The organism is Rheinheimera sp., from assembly GCF_036568245.1.
Classification (GTDB): domain Bacteria; phylum Pseudomonadota; class Gammaproteobacteria; order Enterobacterales; family Alteromonadaceae; genus Alishewanella.
This window is the reverse complement of the sequence record NZ_DATCSY010000143.1, coordinates 1-15,315: the sequence shown is the minus strand read 5'-3', so window position 1 is coordinate 15,315 and position 15,315 is coordinate 1. Positions and strand designations below refer to the sequence as shown.

At 45.8% G+C, this 15,315-nt stretch carries 14 protein-coding genes; all 14 read left to right on the top strand.

The features are described from left to right. Positions 1 to 86 precede the first annotated feature (86 nt). Positions 87 to 1,043, top strand: coding sequence for a hypothetical protein (locus tag VIN66_RS06250; RefSeq protein WP_331923168.1), 957 nt, complete (start codon positions 87 to 89; stop codon positions 1,041 to 1,043). After that, a complete protein-coding gene (locus VIN66_RS06245) occupies positions 1,036 to 3,195 on the top strand; it encodes a glycosyltransferase (RefSeq protein ID WP_331923167.1) in 2,160 nt (719 codons plus the stop codon). The genes VIN66_RS06250 and VIN66_RS06245 overlap by 8 nt, the downstream gene beginning before the upstream one ends. A gap of 1 nt (position 3,196) precedes the next feature. Beyond that, complete coding sequence (locus VIN66_RS06240) at positions 3,197 to 3,973, top strand: glycosyltransferase family 2 protein (RefSeq protein ID WP_331923166.1); 777 nt, start codon at positions 3,197 to 3,199, stop codon at positions 3,971 to 3,973. Between the two features lie 128 nt (positions 3,974 to 4,101). After that, the gene (locus tag VIN66_RS06235; protein ID WP_331923165.1) at positions 4,102 to 5,535 is read left to right on the top strand and encodes a phosphomannomutase; all 1,434 of its coding nucleotides are present in this window, start codon (positions 4,102 to 4,104) and stop codon (positions 5,533 to 5,535) included. Positions 5,536 to 5,577: 42 nt separating this feature from the next. After that, the gene (locus VIN66_RS06230; protein ID WP_331923164.1) at positions 5,578 to 6,753 is read left to right on the top strand and encodes a glycosyltransferase; all 1,176 of its coding nucleotides are present in this window, start codon (positions 5,578 to 5,580) and stop codon (positions 6,751 to 6,753) included. A gap of 48 nt (positions 6,754 to 6,801) precedes the next feature. Further along, positions 6,802 to 7,497, top strand: a complete 696-nt coding sequence (locus tag VIN66_RS06225; RefSeq protein WP_331923163.1) for a glycosyltransferase family 2 protein — start codon at positions 6,802 to 6,804, stop codon at positions 7,495 to 7,497. Next, positions 7,494 to 7,850, top strand: coding sequence for a DUF2304 domain-containing protein (locus VIN66_RS06220; protein WP_331923162.1), 357 nt, complete (start codon positions 7,494 to 7,496; stop codon positions 7,848 to 7,850). The genes VIN66_RS06225 and VIN66_RS06220 overlap by 4 nt, the downstream gene beginning before the upstream one ends. Positions 7,851 to 7,953: 103 nt before the next feature. Then, positions 7,954 to 9,279 carry a flippase gene (locus VIN66_RS06215; protein WP_331923161.1) on the top strand — a complete coding sequence of 442 codons (1,326 nt, stop codon included), beginning with the start codon at positions 7,954 to 7,956 and terminating at the stop codon, positions 9,277 to 9,279. Positions 9,280 to 9,367: 88 nt separating this feature from the next. Then, a complete protein-coding gene (locus VIN66_RS06210; RefSeq protein WP_331923160.1) occupies positions 9,368 to 10,441 on the top strand; it encodes a nitroreductase family protein in 1,074 nt (357 codons plus the stop codon). Then, positions 10,442 to 11,596, top strand: a complete 1,155-nt coding sequence (locus tag VIN66_RS06205; protein WP_331923159.1) for a polysaccharide pyruvyl transferase family protein — start codon at positions 10,442 to 10,444, stop codon at positions 11,594 to 11,596. A gap of 72 nt (positions 11,597 to 11,668) precedes the next feature. After that, the gene (locus VIN66_RS06200; RefSeq protein ID WP_331923158.1) at positions 11,669 to 11,989 is read left to right on the top strand and encodes a hypothetical protein; all 321 of its coding nucleotides are present in this window, start codon (positions 11,669 to 11,671) and stop codon (positions 11,987 to 11,989) included. 8 nt (positions 11,990 to 11,997) lie between these two features. Next, complete coding sequence (locus VIN66_RS06195; protein ID WP_331923157.1) at positions 11,998 to 12,801, top strand: YjbF family lipoprotein; 804 nt, start codon at positions 11,998 to 12,000, stop codon at positions 12,799 to 12,801. Beyond that, positions 12,794 to 13,525, top strand: a complete 732-nt coding sequence (locus VIN66_RS06190; protein WP_331923156.1) for a capsule biosynthesis GfcC family protein — start codon at positions 12,794 to 12,796, stop codon at positions 13,523 to 13,525. Before VIN66_RS06195 ends, VIN66_RS06190 begins: the two co-directional genes overlap by 8 nt. Continuing rightward, positions 13,522 to 15,315, top strand: a 1,794-nt coding sequence (locus VIN66_RS06185) for a YjbH domain-containing protein (RefSeq protein WP_331923155.1), incomplete at its 3' end; no start/stop codon positions are given. The genes VIN66_RS06190 and VIN66_RS06185, both read left to right, overlap by 4 nt.

Genomic DNA, 15,315 nt, shown 5'->3' with positions numbered 1-15,315 from the left:
GTGATACTGCCAGGGTATCAAAAAGTTATATTGATTTTATGAACAAACTGAAAGCCACGGCTGCGGGCTGATTTTAAGAAGTAAATATGAAATTCCTTTCAGGTTTGAAAAGTTCGTTGTTCGCAACAACTTCAGATGTGTTATTCAGTGAAAAGCGACTTGAGCATCTTGTTCAGGGTTTAAAGAAAGGCGATGGATTAAACACAGAGATTACTGTTGAAATTGAGCAGCTATCTCTCGCTGAGCGATGGATGTTGTTGCAACATGTATTGAATGAAACAAAAAGGGTTGCTTTTAATTATTTGCATATACCGAAAACCGGTGGGACATCTTTGGGTGAAACACTGGCTAATGATAAACATGTAGACATTGTCTCTGTAGATGCTTTACCTGTGGTTTTTGCCAGGCAAATAAGCAGGCTTTATAACACTACTCAATTACCTGTAATGGTGAGGGCTCATCATAGCCTTCAGTTTTCTGCGTTGTTGATTGCTAAGGGGCTTTTCACAACGAGTTTCTTGACCTATAGAAATCCTATAGACATTCATGTTTCAAATATTAACATGATTATTCGGCGCCTGGTTGCCTATGAAGCCGGGGAGGTTTTAACTGAACCTGAAATACAATTTTGTCGGGAGTGGTTGTCTAAGTTAACGACTGGCTTTGCCGACACTGAGCAGTTTGCTGTGAAATTAGCAAATTCCGACGCTTATCTCCAGGCAATGGGAAACATCTATGCCAGAAATTTGAACACGGCTAATTGGCAAAAATTGGTGAAACAAAAGTCTTTGTTAGTGCTTGACACCTCTGATATTGATCGTGTGTTTAATCGTGTTTTTAAATATGAAAAAGTACCGCTTAGGAAAAATGTTTCCCATGATAAATGGTTGACTGTTGATTGTCTCACTCCAGAAGTTAAGCAGCGCTTACAGAGTAAAGATGTTAAGGTCGTAGATTTTTTAAACAGGCACCTTTCTGACGCTGATGAGTTTTGTATTCGTCTTGAAGATGTGTGCAATAAGGCAAGGTTGCAGAATGTTTAATACGCCGGATTTGGATAAAAATGTAAGTAGTTTATGGCCAAAGATTAGCATTATCACGCCATCGTTCAACCAGGCTAAATATGTAAGACAAACGATTGAATCTGTTTTATCACAGCGTTACCCTAATCTGGAGTATATTGTTGTTGACGGTGGTTCTACCGATGGTTCCGTCGAAGTTATTCAGGAGTATAAAGCGCAGTTAACGGTTTTTATATCGGAGCCGGATAACGGACAAAGTAATGCAATTAATAAAGGCTTTGCATTAGCGACAGGCGAGATACTGACTTGGCTAAATAGTGATGATCAGTTAGCTCCCGATGCTCTTTTTGCCGTTGCGTTAACCTTTAGGCAAAAAAAAGCAGATTTAGTCGCCGGTATTTGTGAAGTTTATTCGGAAGGAAAGCTATCGCATCGTCATCTTACGTCTTGTAGCAATGGTAATTTACCTTTAACAGAGTTACTGGATTTGGATAATGCTTGGAATGCAGGCCAATTTTTTTATCAGCCTGAGGTTTTTTTTACCAAAGATTTGTGGTTAAAAGCTGGTGGTAAACTTCGGGAAGACCTGTTTTACAGTATGGACTATGAGCTGTGGTGCCGGTTTGCAAAGGCTGACGCTAAAATTCAGGTTATTGGTTGCCCTTTGGTTCATTTTAGGGCGCATCCAGAGCAGAAAACGGCTAACGAAGCTGCTTTTAAACATGAGTTAAGGCAAGTTAGAACGGCGTTGATCAAACAATTTTCATTGAATGAAAATGCTATCACGCTGTCTAGGCCTGAGGTTAACTGGAGCAACCGCTTGCGCGTGGCCATGGTGAATGACCTTGGCTTTTTATATGGAGCCGGAATCGCGCATAAACGCATAGCCGCGGCTTTTGATTTAGCTGGTCACATTGTTAAACCTTTCAAACTGGCTGACTCCAGCAGTGGCAAAACTCACTTTCCTGATGTTCAGCAAGCGATAAAAGCTTTCAAACCCGATATCGTAATTTTTGGTAATCTTCATGCTGTTGAGCCGGCGTCTGTTGCTTTAGTTGAGCAAATGTCACTGAACTATCCATGCTTTTGGTTAACACATGACTTTTGGCTGTTAACGGGGCGCTGTGCTTACTTTGAAAGTTGTCATGCATATATTGAGGGTTGCAATGACACTTGTCCAACCCAACAGCAGTATCCTGTTATTGATAGTAAAAAAATTAATTTTTGCTGGATGCAGAAAAAGCAATTACTTAACAGTAGCAATAAGTTAAGTGTATTAGCCAACTCTGAATGGGCACATTCTATTTTTCAATCTGTTACAACCCTGCCAGTTAATCAAATCAGGCTCGGTGTTCCGTCAAACATATTTCAGCCCCTGGCGCGCGATGAAATCAGGTTGGGCTTTGGCATCGCCAAAGATGAGTTTTGTATAGCATTTAGTTCATCGTCATTAGGGGATGCCCGTAAAGGTGGTTCACTATTGTTAGAAGCGTTATCTATCCTTGACAATAAAAAGCTGGTTGTTCTTTTGATAGGCAGAGTGGATAACGCTTTGAAGCTTGATGGCGTGCGTGTGATTACACTTGGTTATACTGATGACCCCGGTGAGCTTGCTAAAGCGCTAAATGCGGCTGATGTGTATATTGGTCCCAGCAAAGAAGAGACGTTTGGACAGGTATTTGTTGAAGCTGCGTTTTGCGGGACGCCTTCTTTAGGGTTTAACCAAACAGGTATGGCTGATTCTATTGTTGATGGCATAACAGGATACAAGCTTAACGGGTATAATGCGCAGTCTCTGGCAGATGGAATTAACTTTCTGATAGATAATCCTCATAAATTAGTAAACATTCGGTTTCTTGCCCCTGTTTTTGCCAGAGCCCATTTTTCTGTCGAGGCCAGTTATCACTCTTTCTTCAGTGTTCTAAAGCAGCTGGGTCTGGTTGATCAATTTAAATTACCGCATAAAACGAGTTTTGGCACCGTAAGCCGCTTTTATGAACATTATCCAGATGAATTTAAACCATCTGCTTTTAAATTGCTTCAGAGGGCTTTTTTACAAAGAATACTAAGCGTTTTTCCGCAAAAAACTAAAGATGCGATTAGAAGGGTGTTGCCAGGATGGTTAGATAGAAAGTTGGTGAAACTTTTTTTTGGCAGGAACACAGGTGCTTAGTATGACAGCGCAAGTCACTGTTGTTATACCGTCCTTTAATCAGGGAAACTTTCTTGAGGATGCGATTAAAAGTGTTTTAGCTCAGAGAGTTAACTGTGAGCTTATTATTATGGATGGCGGCTCTTCTGATGAAAGTTTACAAGTTATAAAAAAATATGAGCCCTATTTGCATTATTGGCAATCAGAACCAGATGGCGGTCAGGCTAACGCTATTAACCTTGGTGTGGCTAAGGGGAAGGCCCCTTATGTCTGTTGGTTAAATTCTGATGACTTTTTTTATCCTGATATGCTATCCGGGTTGGTTAGTGAAGCTGAAAAATATCCCGGAGCTTCATTTGTGTATGGACGAGCCTGGAATGTGAGTCAAAACAAAAAGAAACGCAACCCATACCTGAGTTTTGCATTTAACTATACTTTGCTACGCAATTACTGCTTTATATGCCAGCCTGCAACGCTTATTCCCAGACAGCATTGGCAGACCGCTAATGGGGTGGATAGCAAATTAAACTTAGCTTTTGATTATGATTTGTGGTTTCGCTTGTATCGGCTGTTTGGCAAACCGCGTTATGTGAGAGAGTTTATTGCTGCAAATCGAATGCACCAATATACTAAAACGAATAATAATTTGGACGCGCATTATGCTGAGTCTGTCGCTGTTGTAAAGCAACATACTGGCTCAGCACCAATCAAGTGGTTCCTTATGAAGCCGGTCATGCGCTGTATCAGGCTTTTAGCTCGATTTTTCAGATATTTTTTGCAAAGTAACACTGTCAATTGAAAATATTCAGGAAGTCTCAGAGAAAGGCCTGGCTTTGTTTGCACTTTGTGATTCGTTTAACCAATGTTTGCAGATTAGGTTAACGGTGACTCTTTTATCGTTGATTGAATAGATAGGGTTTAAAAGTAATGAACTATGTTGCTAACTTAGCAGAGCTATCAACTATTAACGGTATCCGCTTTGGTACCAGTGGTGCCCGTGGTTTAGTAACTGATTTTACTCTTCCCGCTGTTGCTGCGCTTACTCAGGCGTTTGTTTGCGTGTTATCTCAAGAAAGAATGGTTACTGACGTTGCAGTGGGTATAGATTTGCGCCCCGGTAGCCCGCTAATTGCAAAATATATTATTGCCACTCTCGAGACGCTGGGTATTGAGCCTCACTTTATGGGCGTATTACCCACTCCGGCTTTGGCTGCTTATGCGCTTAATCAAGGTATGCCTGCTATTATGGTGACAGGTAGTCATATTCCGTTCGATCGCAACGGTTTAAAATTCTATAACTTTAGTGGCGAGATCAGTAAAGCTGATGAGCAGGCAATGCTGGCGCAACCTATTAATGCTTTACCTTTGGATGCCGTTGAGACTGATTTGACTGAACTTCTTGCTAACCCAGCTGCACTAGAGTTTTATCAGCAACAATTTTTGCAAGTTTTACCGCGCCATTGTTTAACGGGTAAACGAATTGGTATTTATCAGCATTCCAGTGCCGGGCGGGATTGTTATAGTCAGGTTTTTAACGCTCTGGGTGCTGAGGTTGTTGAGCTGGGTAGGTCTGATATTTTTGTTCCTATCGATACCGAAGCGGTAAGCGCGGAGGATAAAACCAGAGCCAGACAGTGGTGCACCGAATACAAACTGGACGCTTTGTTTTCCACCGATGGTGATGGTGACAGGCCACTGTTGGCAGATGAGCAGGGTAACTGGTTTCGCGGTGATATTTTAGGCCTATTGTGTGCTAAGTACCTGGGTATAAAACAATTGGCTGTACCGGTAAGCTGTAATACCGCGATAGAACAAAGTGGTTTTCTTGAAAAGGTTGTTCGTACCAGAATTGGTTCACCCTTTGTTATTGCTGCGTTTCATGAACTAACAAGCCCTTTTGCCGGTTTTGAAGCCAATGGCGGTTTTATGTTGGGCTCATCAATTAGTTTAAATAACCAGCAACTGGCAGCTTTGCCTACCCGTGATGCGCTATTACCGACATTGGCAGTGTTGGCGTTGGCCGGTGATGCACCTTTGTCATCCTTATATGCTGACCTACCAGCGCGATACACCGCGAGTGATCGTTTGCAACAGTTTTCCACTGAGCGGAGTCAACATTTACTGACGCAGATCGCGGCCAACCCGCAACGGTTTTTACAGCAGGTGGTAGCTGAAGCAACCTTGTTAAGCCTCGACACCACTGATGGTTTGCGATTAACTCTAAATAACGGTGATATTATTCATTTAAGACCCAGCGGTAATGCCCCGGAGCTGCGTTGTTATGCAGAGAGTTGTTCTGAGCAACAGGCTGAAGATTATATTGTTAGCGTTTTTGCGCTGATTAAGAAACTTACATTTTAAATTACTGGTAGTCTCAGCGAATCATCAGATGGTATAGAGATAATGGCCATTAAAGTTTTACATATTGGTAAGTATTTTCCGCCATTCTTTGGTGGTATCGAAAGCTTTATGGCGCATTTATTAACTGCCATATCGGAAGCAGGGATATCAGTATCTGCTTTAGTGCATCAGCATATTGCTGGTTTTTTTTGCGCAGAGCAAAAAGAGGGTTTTGCTCTGTATCGTGCCAGCTGTTTTGGAAGTTTATTCTTTGCACCTGTTAGCCCCTGGTTTGGGGTTGAACTGCGTAAAGTACTGCAGCGCGAACAACCTACGATGTTGCATTTGCATATGCCTAATACTTCGGTATTCTGGGCCTTGTTATTACCTTCTGCGCGCAAGCTTCCCTGGATAGTGCACTGGCACTCAGATGTGATTGGGGACAAGCCTCGATTGGCTATTCGTTTGCTATACCCGCTATATCGGATATTTGAACGCTGGGTACTGCGCCGGGCAGCGGCTATTATCTGCACTTCGCCTGCATATCTGCAAAGCAGCCAACCTCTCCAGCAGTTTGAGCACAAATGTGTTGTTATTCCTTTAGGGTTGCCACAGTTGCGTTCTGGTTTGCCATCCGGGCAATTTAAGCAAACTTTTCCTGTTGATGAGCAGCATAAACCACCTTTGCGTGTATTGGTAGTTGGACGTTTTTCTTATTACAAGGGCCACCGTTACCTGCTTGATGCGTTGGCCCAGCTACCTGAAAATACCAGGACAGAGGTAGTTCTGGTGGGCAAAGGAGAGCTTGAACCTGAGTTGAGACAACAGGCCGGGTCATTAAAGTTACATCAGATTATTTTTGCCGGTAATGTGTCGGATGAAGTGCTGCAGCATTGGTACCAATGGTGTGACTGTATCTGTTTACCCTCAATCGAGCGTACTGAAGCTTTTGGTATGGTGATTATAGAGGCAGCGCGCCAGGGGAAGCCGGCAATTGTTACCGATGTTTCCGGCTCAGGCATGAGCTGGGTGGTGCAGCACAATATGACAGGTTGGGTGGTGCCAGCGGCTGATAGCCAGGTTTTGGCTGTTCAGCTCAAGTTATTGTCAGAACAGTCTGAGTTATTGCAACAGGCTGGATGTATGGCGCATAAACGATTTATGGCTGATTTCTCAATAGAACAGGTATCCAGACAGCTTAATCAAGTATATGAAGCTGTGTTTAACGAAAAGTCGTGAGAATTGTGCGTTATACCGTATAATGAGACAAAAATTTTGAGTGGTGTTATGCATTCTTTGCTAATTGTTATTCCAGCGCATAATGAACAAAAGACTATTGCAGATATAGTTTCCCGCAGTAAGGCTGCAGTGTCTGCGGATGTGCTGGTAGTTGACGATGCAAGTACCGATAATACCGCTGCATTAGCGAGTGAGAGTGGGGCAATTGTGGTTGGCCATTTGCGCTGCATGGGGGCCTGGAGAGCAATGCAAACAGGCTTCTTATATGCATGCCAGAACAGATACGAACATATTGTAACGATAGATGCAGATGGTCAGCATCACCCTGAAGTCATTAGACAATTGCTTGCAACTGTGTCTAGTGATTATGAGGTTGTGATCGGTAGCAACCCGCAACGGGTTTCGTTAGCGCGAAAAGTAGCATGGGCTGTGCTTCGTAAGGTTTCAGGACTGCCTGTTACTGATTTGACATCTGGCTTGCGGGTTTATAGCGCAGCTTCTTTGCAATTGATGTTATCTCGCGGCAGCAGCTTACTTGAGTTTCAGGATCTTGGCGTGTTAATGCTGTTAAATCAAAATGGTTTTAAATTGAAGGAAATAGATGTGCCTATGTCATCGCGAAGCGATGGAAAATCACGCATATTCTATTCATGGCTTAAGGTTTTTGACTATATGCTGTCAACTTTTTTACTTTGTGTAGCGAAAATTGATTTGAAATCCCGCTTAGGTAGTACTGCTAAATGACCGTCAGATTAATTTCAGCATTTCTTGGACTACTGGCTTTTATTTTTATTATCCGGATGATTAGAAGAGATAGGCTGGTATCTAAAGATGCTTCCAGCTGGATTGCAATAGCGTGTTTTGTTGTTGTCTTGGGTGTATTTCCTGAGCTAACAGACGGGATTGGTCATTTACTAAATATTGGCTATCCACCCGTGTTGCCCTTAATTGTCGCTGTGTTGTTTTTGCTTTTGAAAATGGTCAGGGCCGACATGGATAAAATCCAACAAAAAGCCGATATAGAAAGATTGTTGCAACATCAGGCGCTGTTATACGCTGAGTTGGAGAAGCTTAAAAAAAAGATTTGTGAACCTTAAGCGAAACCTACAGTCGGTATAGCGGTTACTCATTTAACGTTCTGTCATGAGCTTGAATATCTACATATTTTAGTTATTTAGTACTCAGTAATATGGGCTATATGTGTCGCTGATTAAAAAACTCTTCTATGCCCGGGCAACGGCAATGCTGGGCGATAAACTGGTAAAGCTGGGCGCCGGGGCCATTCTTACCATTTTTGTCGCGCGGATACTGGGTGCCAGCGAGTTAGGTATTTACTCTATTGTTATGGCCTGGAGCGCGTTTTTAGTGCCTATTACCAGCCTTGGTCTTAATAATATCGTTGTACGGCAAATGGTAAAGCATGATAGCGGCCATGACGCTATGACCATGCTATACAGTGCCGTAACGCTGCGGCTGGTATTCGGTTTGCTGGGTGGCGGCATAATGCTGCTGGCGTTTTATTTACTTTATCCCACCATGCTAAGCGGTAATAATGCGATAGCGATACCAGTGTTATTTTTGCTGCAAATGTTTTTTGGTTTTTTGCTGTTTGAGTTTTACCTTAACTATCAGGGCACGTTCAGAAGCAGTGCTTACGCTAAATCTGCTATTTCTCTGCTGAGTTTTGCCTGTAAGCTGGCGCTGCTGTATAGCGGCTTTGGCATCGCCAGTTTGTTATTGTTAACCGGTATAGAGTTTTTTATCGTCGGCATGGCGCAGTACTGGTTATACCGCCATAAGCATTTGCCATATAAAGAGGGTGAGGGCCGCTGGCCTGGGTATCACCCGCGTTGGTTTAATGCCACTCAGGCGAAGCTGCTGTTAAAACGATCATCCTGGTTGTGGCTGTCGGGCATAGTGTCGGTTATTTACCTGAAGATTGATATTGTTATGCTCGGCGCTATGGCCGGTACTGAACAGGCCGGTATCTATGCTGCTGCCAGTCGGCTGTCTGAGCTTTGGTATGTGTTTCCCGCAACACTGGCGGCACGCTATTACCCGGATATGATAAAAACACACCAGCAGGGCTGGACACCTTATTACCTGAAGTTGCGTCGTTACGCCATATTGTTTTTCTCCTCTGCCCTGGCTATCGCGCTGGTGATGTCTGTCAGTGCGCCCTGGATAATCAGCCTGTTATTTGGCGATGGCTTTGCCAGTGCTATTGATGTGCTGCGTATTCATATCTGGGCGGGCTGTTTTGTGTTTGTTCGCTACCTGATTAGCCAGCATTTACTGATCACCGAGCAAGAGCCATTATCGCTGCTAAGTCATGGCATAGGGGCTGCGCTGAATATTGGCCTGAATTTATGGCTTATTCCTGTTATGGGTATTACGGGGGCGGCCTGGGCCACATTGATATCTTATGCCTATGCATCGTTTTTCTTTTTGTTTTTTGCACGTAGTACCCGCAGCCAGTTATGGCAGTTGTTGCGTGCCCGTGCGCCAGAGGGCGACAGTAAGTAGCGAATGACAGCTTGTACTTTTACATTAACGGCGGCAGATGTTTATATGATATTTTATGCCGCCAATACAGAATAAGAGTGCGCTAAGCATGAAAGCCATGTTGGTTAGTTGGTTGCCTGTGTCATTACGCCAACGCATAAAATACTGTTTTGCTATCGCAGGGCTGGCTCTGGTACGTTTATGCGCCTGTAATGGCTTGCTGTCTTCTTTATACTTCACCTTATTTAGCCGGCAGTTTTATCGTGAACACAAAGCGGTGTTGCAGGGGCGGCTACAGTATGCAAAGCATAAACACTTGCCTGGCAATAGCAGTGCGGCGCTGCGGCGTAATATCCACCGGTTGGAAAAAGGGCTGATTATGCGCCCGCGCAAAGCGGTGTTTGCCGAGGCCTATATCATAGAAACGGTTGAGGCTTACAACGCCGCGTTAAAGCAAGGCCGGCTGTGTGCTCAGGAACTGAAATGGGCAAGCGATGTGCTTAGCGAATACTTTGCTGTTGTGCAGGACAATAATGTCATAGCGGCTGCCCGCAGCCAATTTACGGCTTCCAGCCATGTGGCGCCATCAGAACCTACCGCAAAAGCGGCAGTACCTTATGCTCACAATACGCTGCCGGAGAATCCGGTCAGCTATCAGCAGTTACTTACACTATTTCAGCGCCGGCGGTCTGTGCGTTGGTATCAGCAAAAACCGGTTGAAACCGAGCTGCTGCAGCAGGCTATTCAGGCAGCTGCGCTGGCCCCTACAGCCTGTAACCGCCAGCCATATCAGTTTTATCTGATTAATAATGCTGAAAAAGCCGCAGATATTGCCCGCTGTGCCATGGGCACAGTGGGTTTTGCCGAGAATATTCCCTGTCTGATAGTTGTAGTGGGGGATTTGAGTGCCTATGAAGCAGAGCGCGACCGGCATGTGATCTACATTGATGCGGCCCTTGCCAGTATGCAGCTGATGTTAGCGCTGGAAAGCTTAGGGTTGCAAAGTTGCCCGATAAACTGGCCGGATGTAGAACAGCGTGAGCGGGCAATGGCACAGAAACTTAGCCTGGATTACTGGCAGCGCCCTGTGATGTTACTGGCGACCGGCTACGCCATGCCAGAAGGTGGCGTGCCTTACTCGCAGAAGAAGCCGGCTGAGCTATTGATTAAGGATTTATCCTGAATGTTGATTGAAGTTAAAGGTGTGCAGTTCGTCAACAAAGGCGCCGAGCTGATGTTACATGCTGTGTTGCAACAACTGCAGCAGCACTGGCCGAATGCCCAGTTAGTGTTAGCACCTAATCCTAACTCCCCCTATGTTGCCCGGGCCAGATTGGCGGCATTGCAAAGAGTGCCGCTACGAAAAGGCCGTATTGATTTGAATCGCTTTAGCCGGTTTATACCAAAACCGGTGCGCCGCTGGTTACGCAATAATCTGGGCCTGGTATTTGCGGCTGATATTGATGTTGTGCTTGATGCATCGGGCTTTGCCTATGGCGATCAGTGGCCGCAGGCAAACTCGGCATTTTTGTCGGCTGAGTTGCGCCATTTTGCGGCTATGGGAAAGCCCTATATTCTGCTGCCCCAGGCGCTTGGGCCTTTTAGCCGTGCAGCTGAGCGGCAACAACTAAAACAAGCCTTACCGCTAGCCGCGCTAATTTGTGCCCGGGAACAGAGTAGTTTACAGCATGTGCGTGATTTAACCGGCGATATCGACCAGTTAGTCCGCTTCGGCGACTTTACCAATCTGGTGCAGGGCGTATTGCCCGCTTATTACAGTGAAGGCCAGCGCAAAGTATTAATCATACCCAATGCCAATATGGTAAGCGCACGCAACCAGCGCATTGAATGGCAACCGCATTATCTGCCGCTGCTGCACAGTGCCGTTAAGGTTATCCGGCAACTGGGGCTGGAGCCGGTGTTGTTAAATCATGAAGGTGATGCAGATGGCGCTATTTGTCAGTCGGTGCAACAGCACGACAGCAGTATAGAAATAATAAATGAAGCCGACCCGCTTAAAGTTAAAGGTATTATCGGTGCCAGCAAAGCCGTTATTTGCTCAAGGTTTCACGGCTGCGTCAGTGCCTTATCACAGGGCGTGCCTTGCCTGGGTACCAGCTGGAGCCACAAGTATGAACGTTTGTTTGATGAGTATGGTCAGAGCGAAGCGTTACTGTCTGCCGATACAACGTCTGAGCAGTTGTTGCAAAAATTGCAATGGGCTATCAACAATATCGATAACCCGCAGCTTGCAGAAAAACGTGCAGTGTTGAAGCTGCAAAGCGAACAGCTTTGGCAGCAGGTTGAAGCAGTTATCAACCAGAAGTTAAATATTTAGTGCTTGATGTTTGGTTGTATTTTGGTATAGTCTTGGATAAATTTTGGCAAAACGTATTTTAAAGGAATGGTTATGAAAAAATTATTAGTTGCTGCAGCAGCATTAGCTTTTGCTGTTAACGTAAACGCTCAGGAAGCTACTGGCGGTGAAGGTACTATCGGTGGTGTTGCCACTTCTACTGTAGCTGCTGGCGTGGTTGGCGTAGCAGTAGCTGCGGCTATCATCTCTAACAACCGTGGTTCTTCAGTAACTGGCCCTGGCCCAGGCCCTGATGCGACGTGTAACGCAGGTGACGGTTCACCGGTTAATGGCGTTTGTACTGGTACTACTGTAACTGGCACTGGTTCTGTTACTGCAACTGCAACTTATACTTACGCAGCCAGCGTACAGTAAGTTATTCAGTGTTAAAAAGCCGCCTGCTGGCGGCTTTTTTATTGCTGCATGTTTTGCCTGCCCCGGGGCAAAGCGGTTTAATAGCGAAAAGTGAGCCTTCATTTGTGAAAACAGCGATAAAACAGCTTATTGGCGGCAGTATACTGCTGGCGCTTACCGGTTGTGCCGGTACATACCATTCTTACCTTGATACGCTGAAACTTGCTTTTAGCAACAATGATGATGTCAATTTAAGCCTGCAGCAGGTTAAAGCGGCACCATCAGATTTGCTCTATGTGCGTCATGGCGAGCGCGCAGTGGCTGCGATGGCACTGTTACGCCTCGAGGGTGGCCAGCACAAATGGGTGTCGGCTGATAATGCTCTGCTGATTATGGAGCAGGGGCGTGTAGTGCGTACTGTCGGCTTCGAAAATGACTTGCTTTATCTTAGCAATACTCAGAATGATCAGATCCGCGATTACAAAACGATAAGCCCGGCCAGCGAATGGCTGCGTCTGGCCGATTGGCAAAATGGTGAGTACGGATATCTGATTAAATCCCGTTTTACGGTGCAGGCTAATCAGCCATTATCTTTTTTTGGCCAGAGTTTAAACACGACACTTATCACTGAACAACTCAGCTACGACAGCGACAGCAACTTTGTCCGTTTGGATACTAGCTGGCATAACAGTTTCTGGTATGACAGTGTCAGCGGCACGTTAATTAAAAGTGTGCAGCAACTTTCGCCGGTAGCAGAGCCGTTTGAGATGACCTATATCAGCCGGATTGCGCGTTTATTGCCGTCAGCAACAGTTGGAGGTTCTGATGAGTAAGTCTAAAGTTGCGGCGCTGGCCCTGATGTTATGCAGTGGATTAAGCCTGGCAGATGTCAACGTTGATATAAACGGGCAACAGCGCAGTTACAGTGATAACCCCCGTCTGGCAGACGTTTTAAAGCCCTATGCATTGCAACAGCAGTGGTACTGGCCGGCTGCGGCGCTATATCGCACAGATACGCAACAGGCAGAAAAGCTGCGCCGGCAGTTACTGGCACTGGCAACTGAACTGGCACAGCAATCTGACGATGCGCAGCTGCGGGATAGTCTGGCGTTATTGCAGGCTCAGGTAAACCAATGGCAATTAGCTGATCGTGTCAATATCCGCGTGGATTATGATGCGGCGACTGTTGTTCCGGCACTTAACCCGCGGTTTGATACTGGCAGTTACCGCCTGGTATTGCAGCGCAGACCGAACACAGTTTTTGTCGGTGGGGCGGTAAGGCGTGAGGTCAGTGTGCCACATCTGGGGGCCAGTGATGTGGCGGCCTATACTGCCAGCATAAAGATGACGCCTGGTGCTGATAGTGAGCAGCTGGCAATAGTGCAACCTGATGGCCGTATTATCAAGGCTGGTATCAGCTACTTTAACCGCAGCAATACCGAGGCCATGCCCGGCGCACAGCTGCTGGTATTATTTACCGAGCCGATGTTAGATCAGCGCTTTTCCACGTTAAATACATTGCTGCAGCAACTGGCTGTTCACAGGATCCTGCCATGACAGTGTTTCGTATCCCTTTTTCTTTATCTTTAATAACACTGGCAGTGGCATCTTGTGCAGTGCACGCTGCTGAAGGTAGCCGTTGGCAGCAAAGCCCGGCTGGCGTTTCTCAGATGGCGCACGGTGGGGTTGGGCTTATTCAAACGCCAACGGCACGCATGGCACCCGCCGGCAATTTGTCGATGAACTATACCGACAATGAAGAGTACAGGCTGTGGTCGGTCAGCATTCAGCTGTTCGACTGGATGGAATCAACAGTGCGCTACACAGATGTGCGAAATCGCCTGTACAGTGATGATCCAAACTTCAGTGGTGATCAAACCTATAAAGACAAGGGCATCGATGTCAAATTCCGCCTGCTGCAGGAATCAACCTACCTGCCACAGGTTTCTCTGGGCATTCGTGATTTTGGTGGCACAGGTTTATTTGAAAGCGAGTTTGTCACGTTAAGTAAGAAGTGGCAGAACTTTGATTTTCATTTGGGGATTGGCTGGGGCTACCTTGGACAGAGCGGTAACATTACGAACCCGTTCTGTGAGTTAAAAGACAGCTTTTGCCAACGACCGGAAGGGTATAACGGCCGGGGCGGGAAAATTGATTATGATCAGTTTTTTAAAGGACCTGCGTCGATATTCGGTGGTGTTGAGTACCAGACGCCGTGGCAGCCGCTGCGGTTAAAACTTGAGTATGAGGGTAACGATTACCAGCAGGATTTTGCCGGCCCCTTGGTACAGGACTCCAGCTGGAATTTTGGTGCGGTTTATCAGTGGGGTAATTTTGACTTTGATCTGAACTATCAGCGCGGTAATACGCTGGGTTTCGGCGTGCACTATAAAATGAATTTACACAGTGTCAGCCAGTACAAAGTTAAGCCCGCAATGCGCGTGATACCAGAACAAATTAGCCAAACTGAGATCACTGACCGTGATGCATTGCCAAAAGCGTTATTGCATGAGGCCGGTTTTGCTTTACAAACAGCCCATATGACCGATGACGAATTTGTGATTTATGGTCAGCAGCTGGCCTACCGCGATCACGATGAAGCCATTGAGCGCATTGGACGGGTGCTGGCAACCGAAGTTCCGGCACATATTAAGCGTTATCGGGTTGTGAATTACGGCGGCAACCTGCCACTGGTTGAAACCGTGATTGAAGCAGAGCAATTTATTGCTGCAGCACGTTATGACTCGTTGCAGCACGAGGTGAAATCTACCTACGTGCGCCAGGCTCCAGAGCAGCAGACACTCGATTACAGTGCCTTGCCGTCGCAAACTGGCTTCTTTGCCGGCTCTGAATTGTTCTGGATCCAGACGTTTGGTAATCCGGAAGCTTTTTATATGTACCAAGGCGGTATATTCGCCAACGCCGGTTACCGACTGACAAATAACCTGATGTTAAACGGTACCGCAAAAGTAACCTTGCTGGAGAACTTTGATAAGTTTAATTACACCGTTGATGCGCAGCAGACACCGTTGCCACGCGTTCGAACTTACATGCGTGAATATGTTACCGGTAGTGTGTTGTCGATGGAAAACCTGTATCTGCAGTGGCAAGATCAGCTGTTGCCTGATGTATACGCTCAGGCTTATGGCGGTTATCTGGAGACGATGTTTGGTGGTATTGGCGGTGAAGTACTTTACCGGCCAGTGGATTCCAACCTGGCAATAGGTTTTGATGTCAATTATGTACGTCAGCGCTCGTATGAAAACGAGTTTGATTTTTTTGACTATAAGACTTTTACCGGCCACGTTAATATCTATTGGAAACCGGAGTTTTTGCCTGATACACAG

What these genes read in the sequence shown, in the direction of transcription:
- VIN66_RS06240 (WP_331923166.1), top strand. Translation starts at nt 3,197, where the DNA reads ATGACAGCGCAAGTCACTGTTGTTATACCGTCCTTTAATCAGGGAAAC.
- VIN66_RS06250 (WP_331923168.1), top strand. Translation starts at nt 87, where the DNA reads ATGAAATTCCTTTCAGGTTTGAAAAGTTCGTTGTTCGCAACAACTTCA.
- VIN66_RS06205 (WP_331923159.1), top strand. Translation starts at nt 10,442, where the DNA reads ATGTTGATTGAAGTTAAAGGTGTGCAGTTCGTCAACAAAGGCGCCGAG.
- VIN66_RS06190 (WP_331923156.1), top strand. Translation starts at nt 12,794, where the DNA reads ATGAGTAAGTCTAAAGTTGCGGCGCTGGCCCTGATGTTATGCAGTGGA.
- VIN66_RS06230 (WP_331923164.1), top strand. Translation starts at nt 5,578, where the DNA reads ATGGCCATTAAAGTTTTACATATTGGTAAGTATTTTCCGCCATTCTTT.
- VIN66_RS06245 (WP_331923167.1), top strand. Translation starts at nt 1,036, where the DNA reads ATGTTTAATACGCCGGATTTGGATAAAAATGTAAGTAGTTTATGGCCA.
- VIN66_RS06200 (WP_331923158.1), top strand. Translation starts at nt 11,669, where the DNA reads ATGAAAAAATTATTAGTTGCTGCAGCAGCATTAGCTTTTGCTGTTAAC.
- VIN66_RS06220 (WP_331923162.1), top strand. Translation starts at nt 7,494, where the DNA reads ATGACCGTCAGATTAATTTCAGCATTTCTTGGACTACTGGCTTTTATT.
- VIN66_RS06225 (WP_331923163.1), top strand. Translation starts at nt 6,802, where the DNA reads ATGCATTCTTTGCTAATTGTTATTCCAGCGCATAATGAACAAAAGACT.
- VIN66_RS06210 (WP_331923160.1), top strand. Translation starts at nt 9,368, where the DNA reads ATGAAAGCCATGTTGGTTAGTTGGTTGCCTGTGTCATTACGCCAACGC.
- VIN66_RS06235 (WP_331923165.1), top strand. Translation starts at nt 4,102, where the DNA reads ATGAACTATGTTGCTAACTTAGCAGAGCTATCAACTATTAACGGTATC.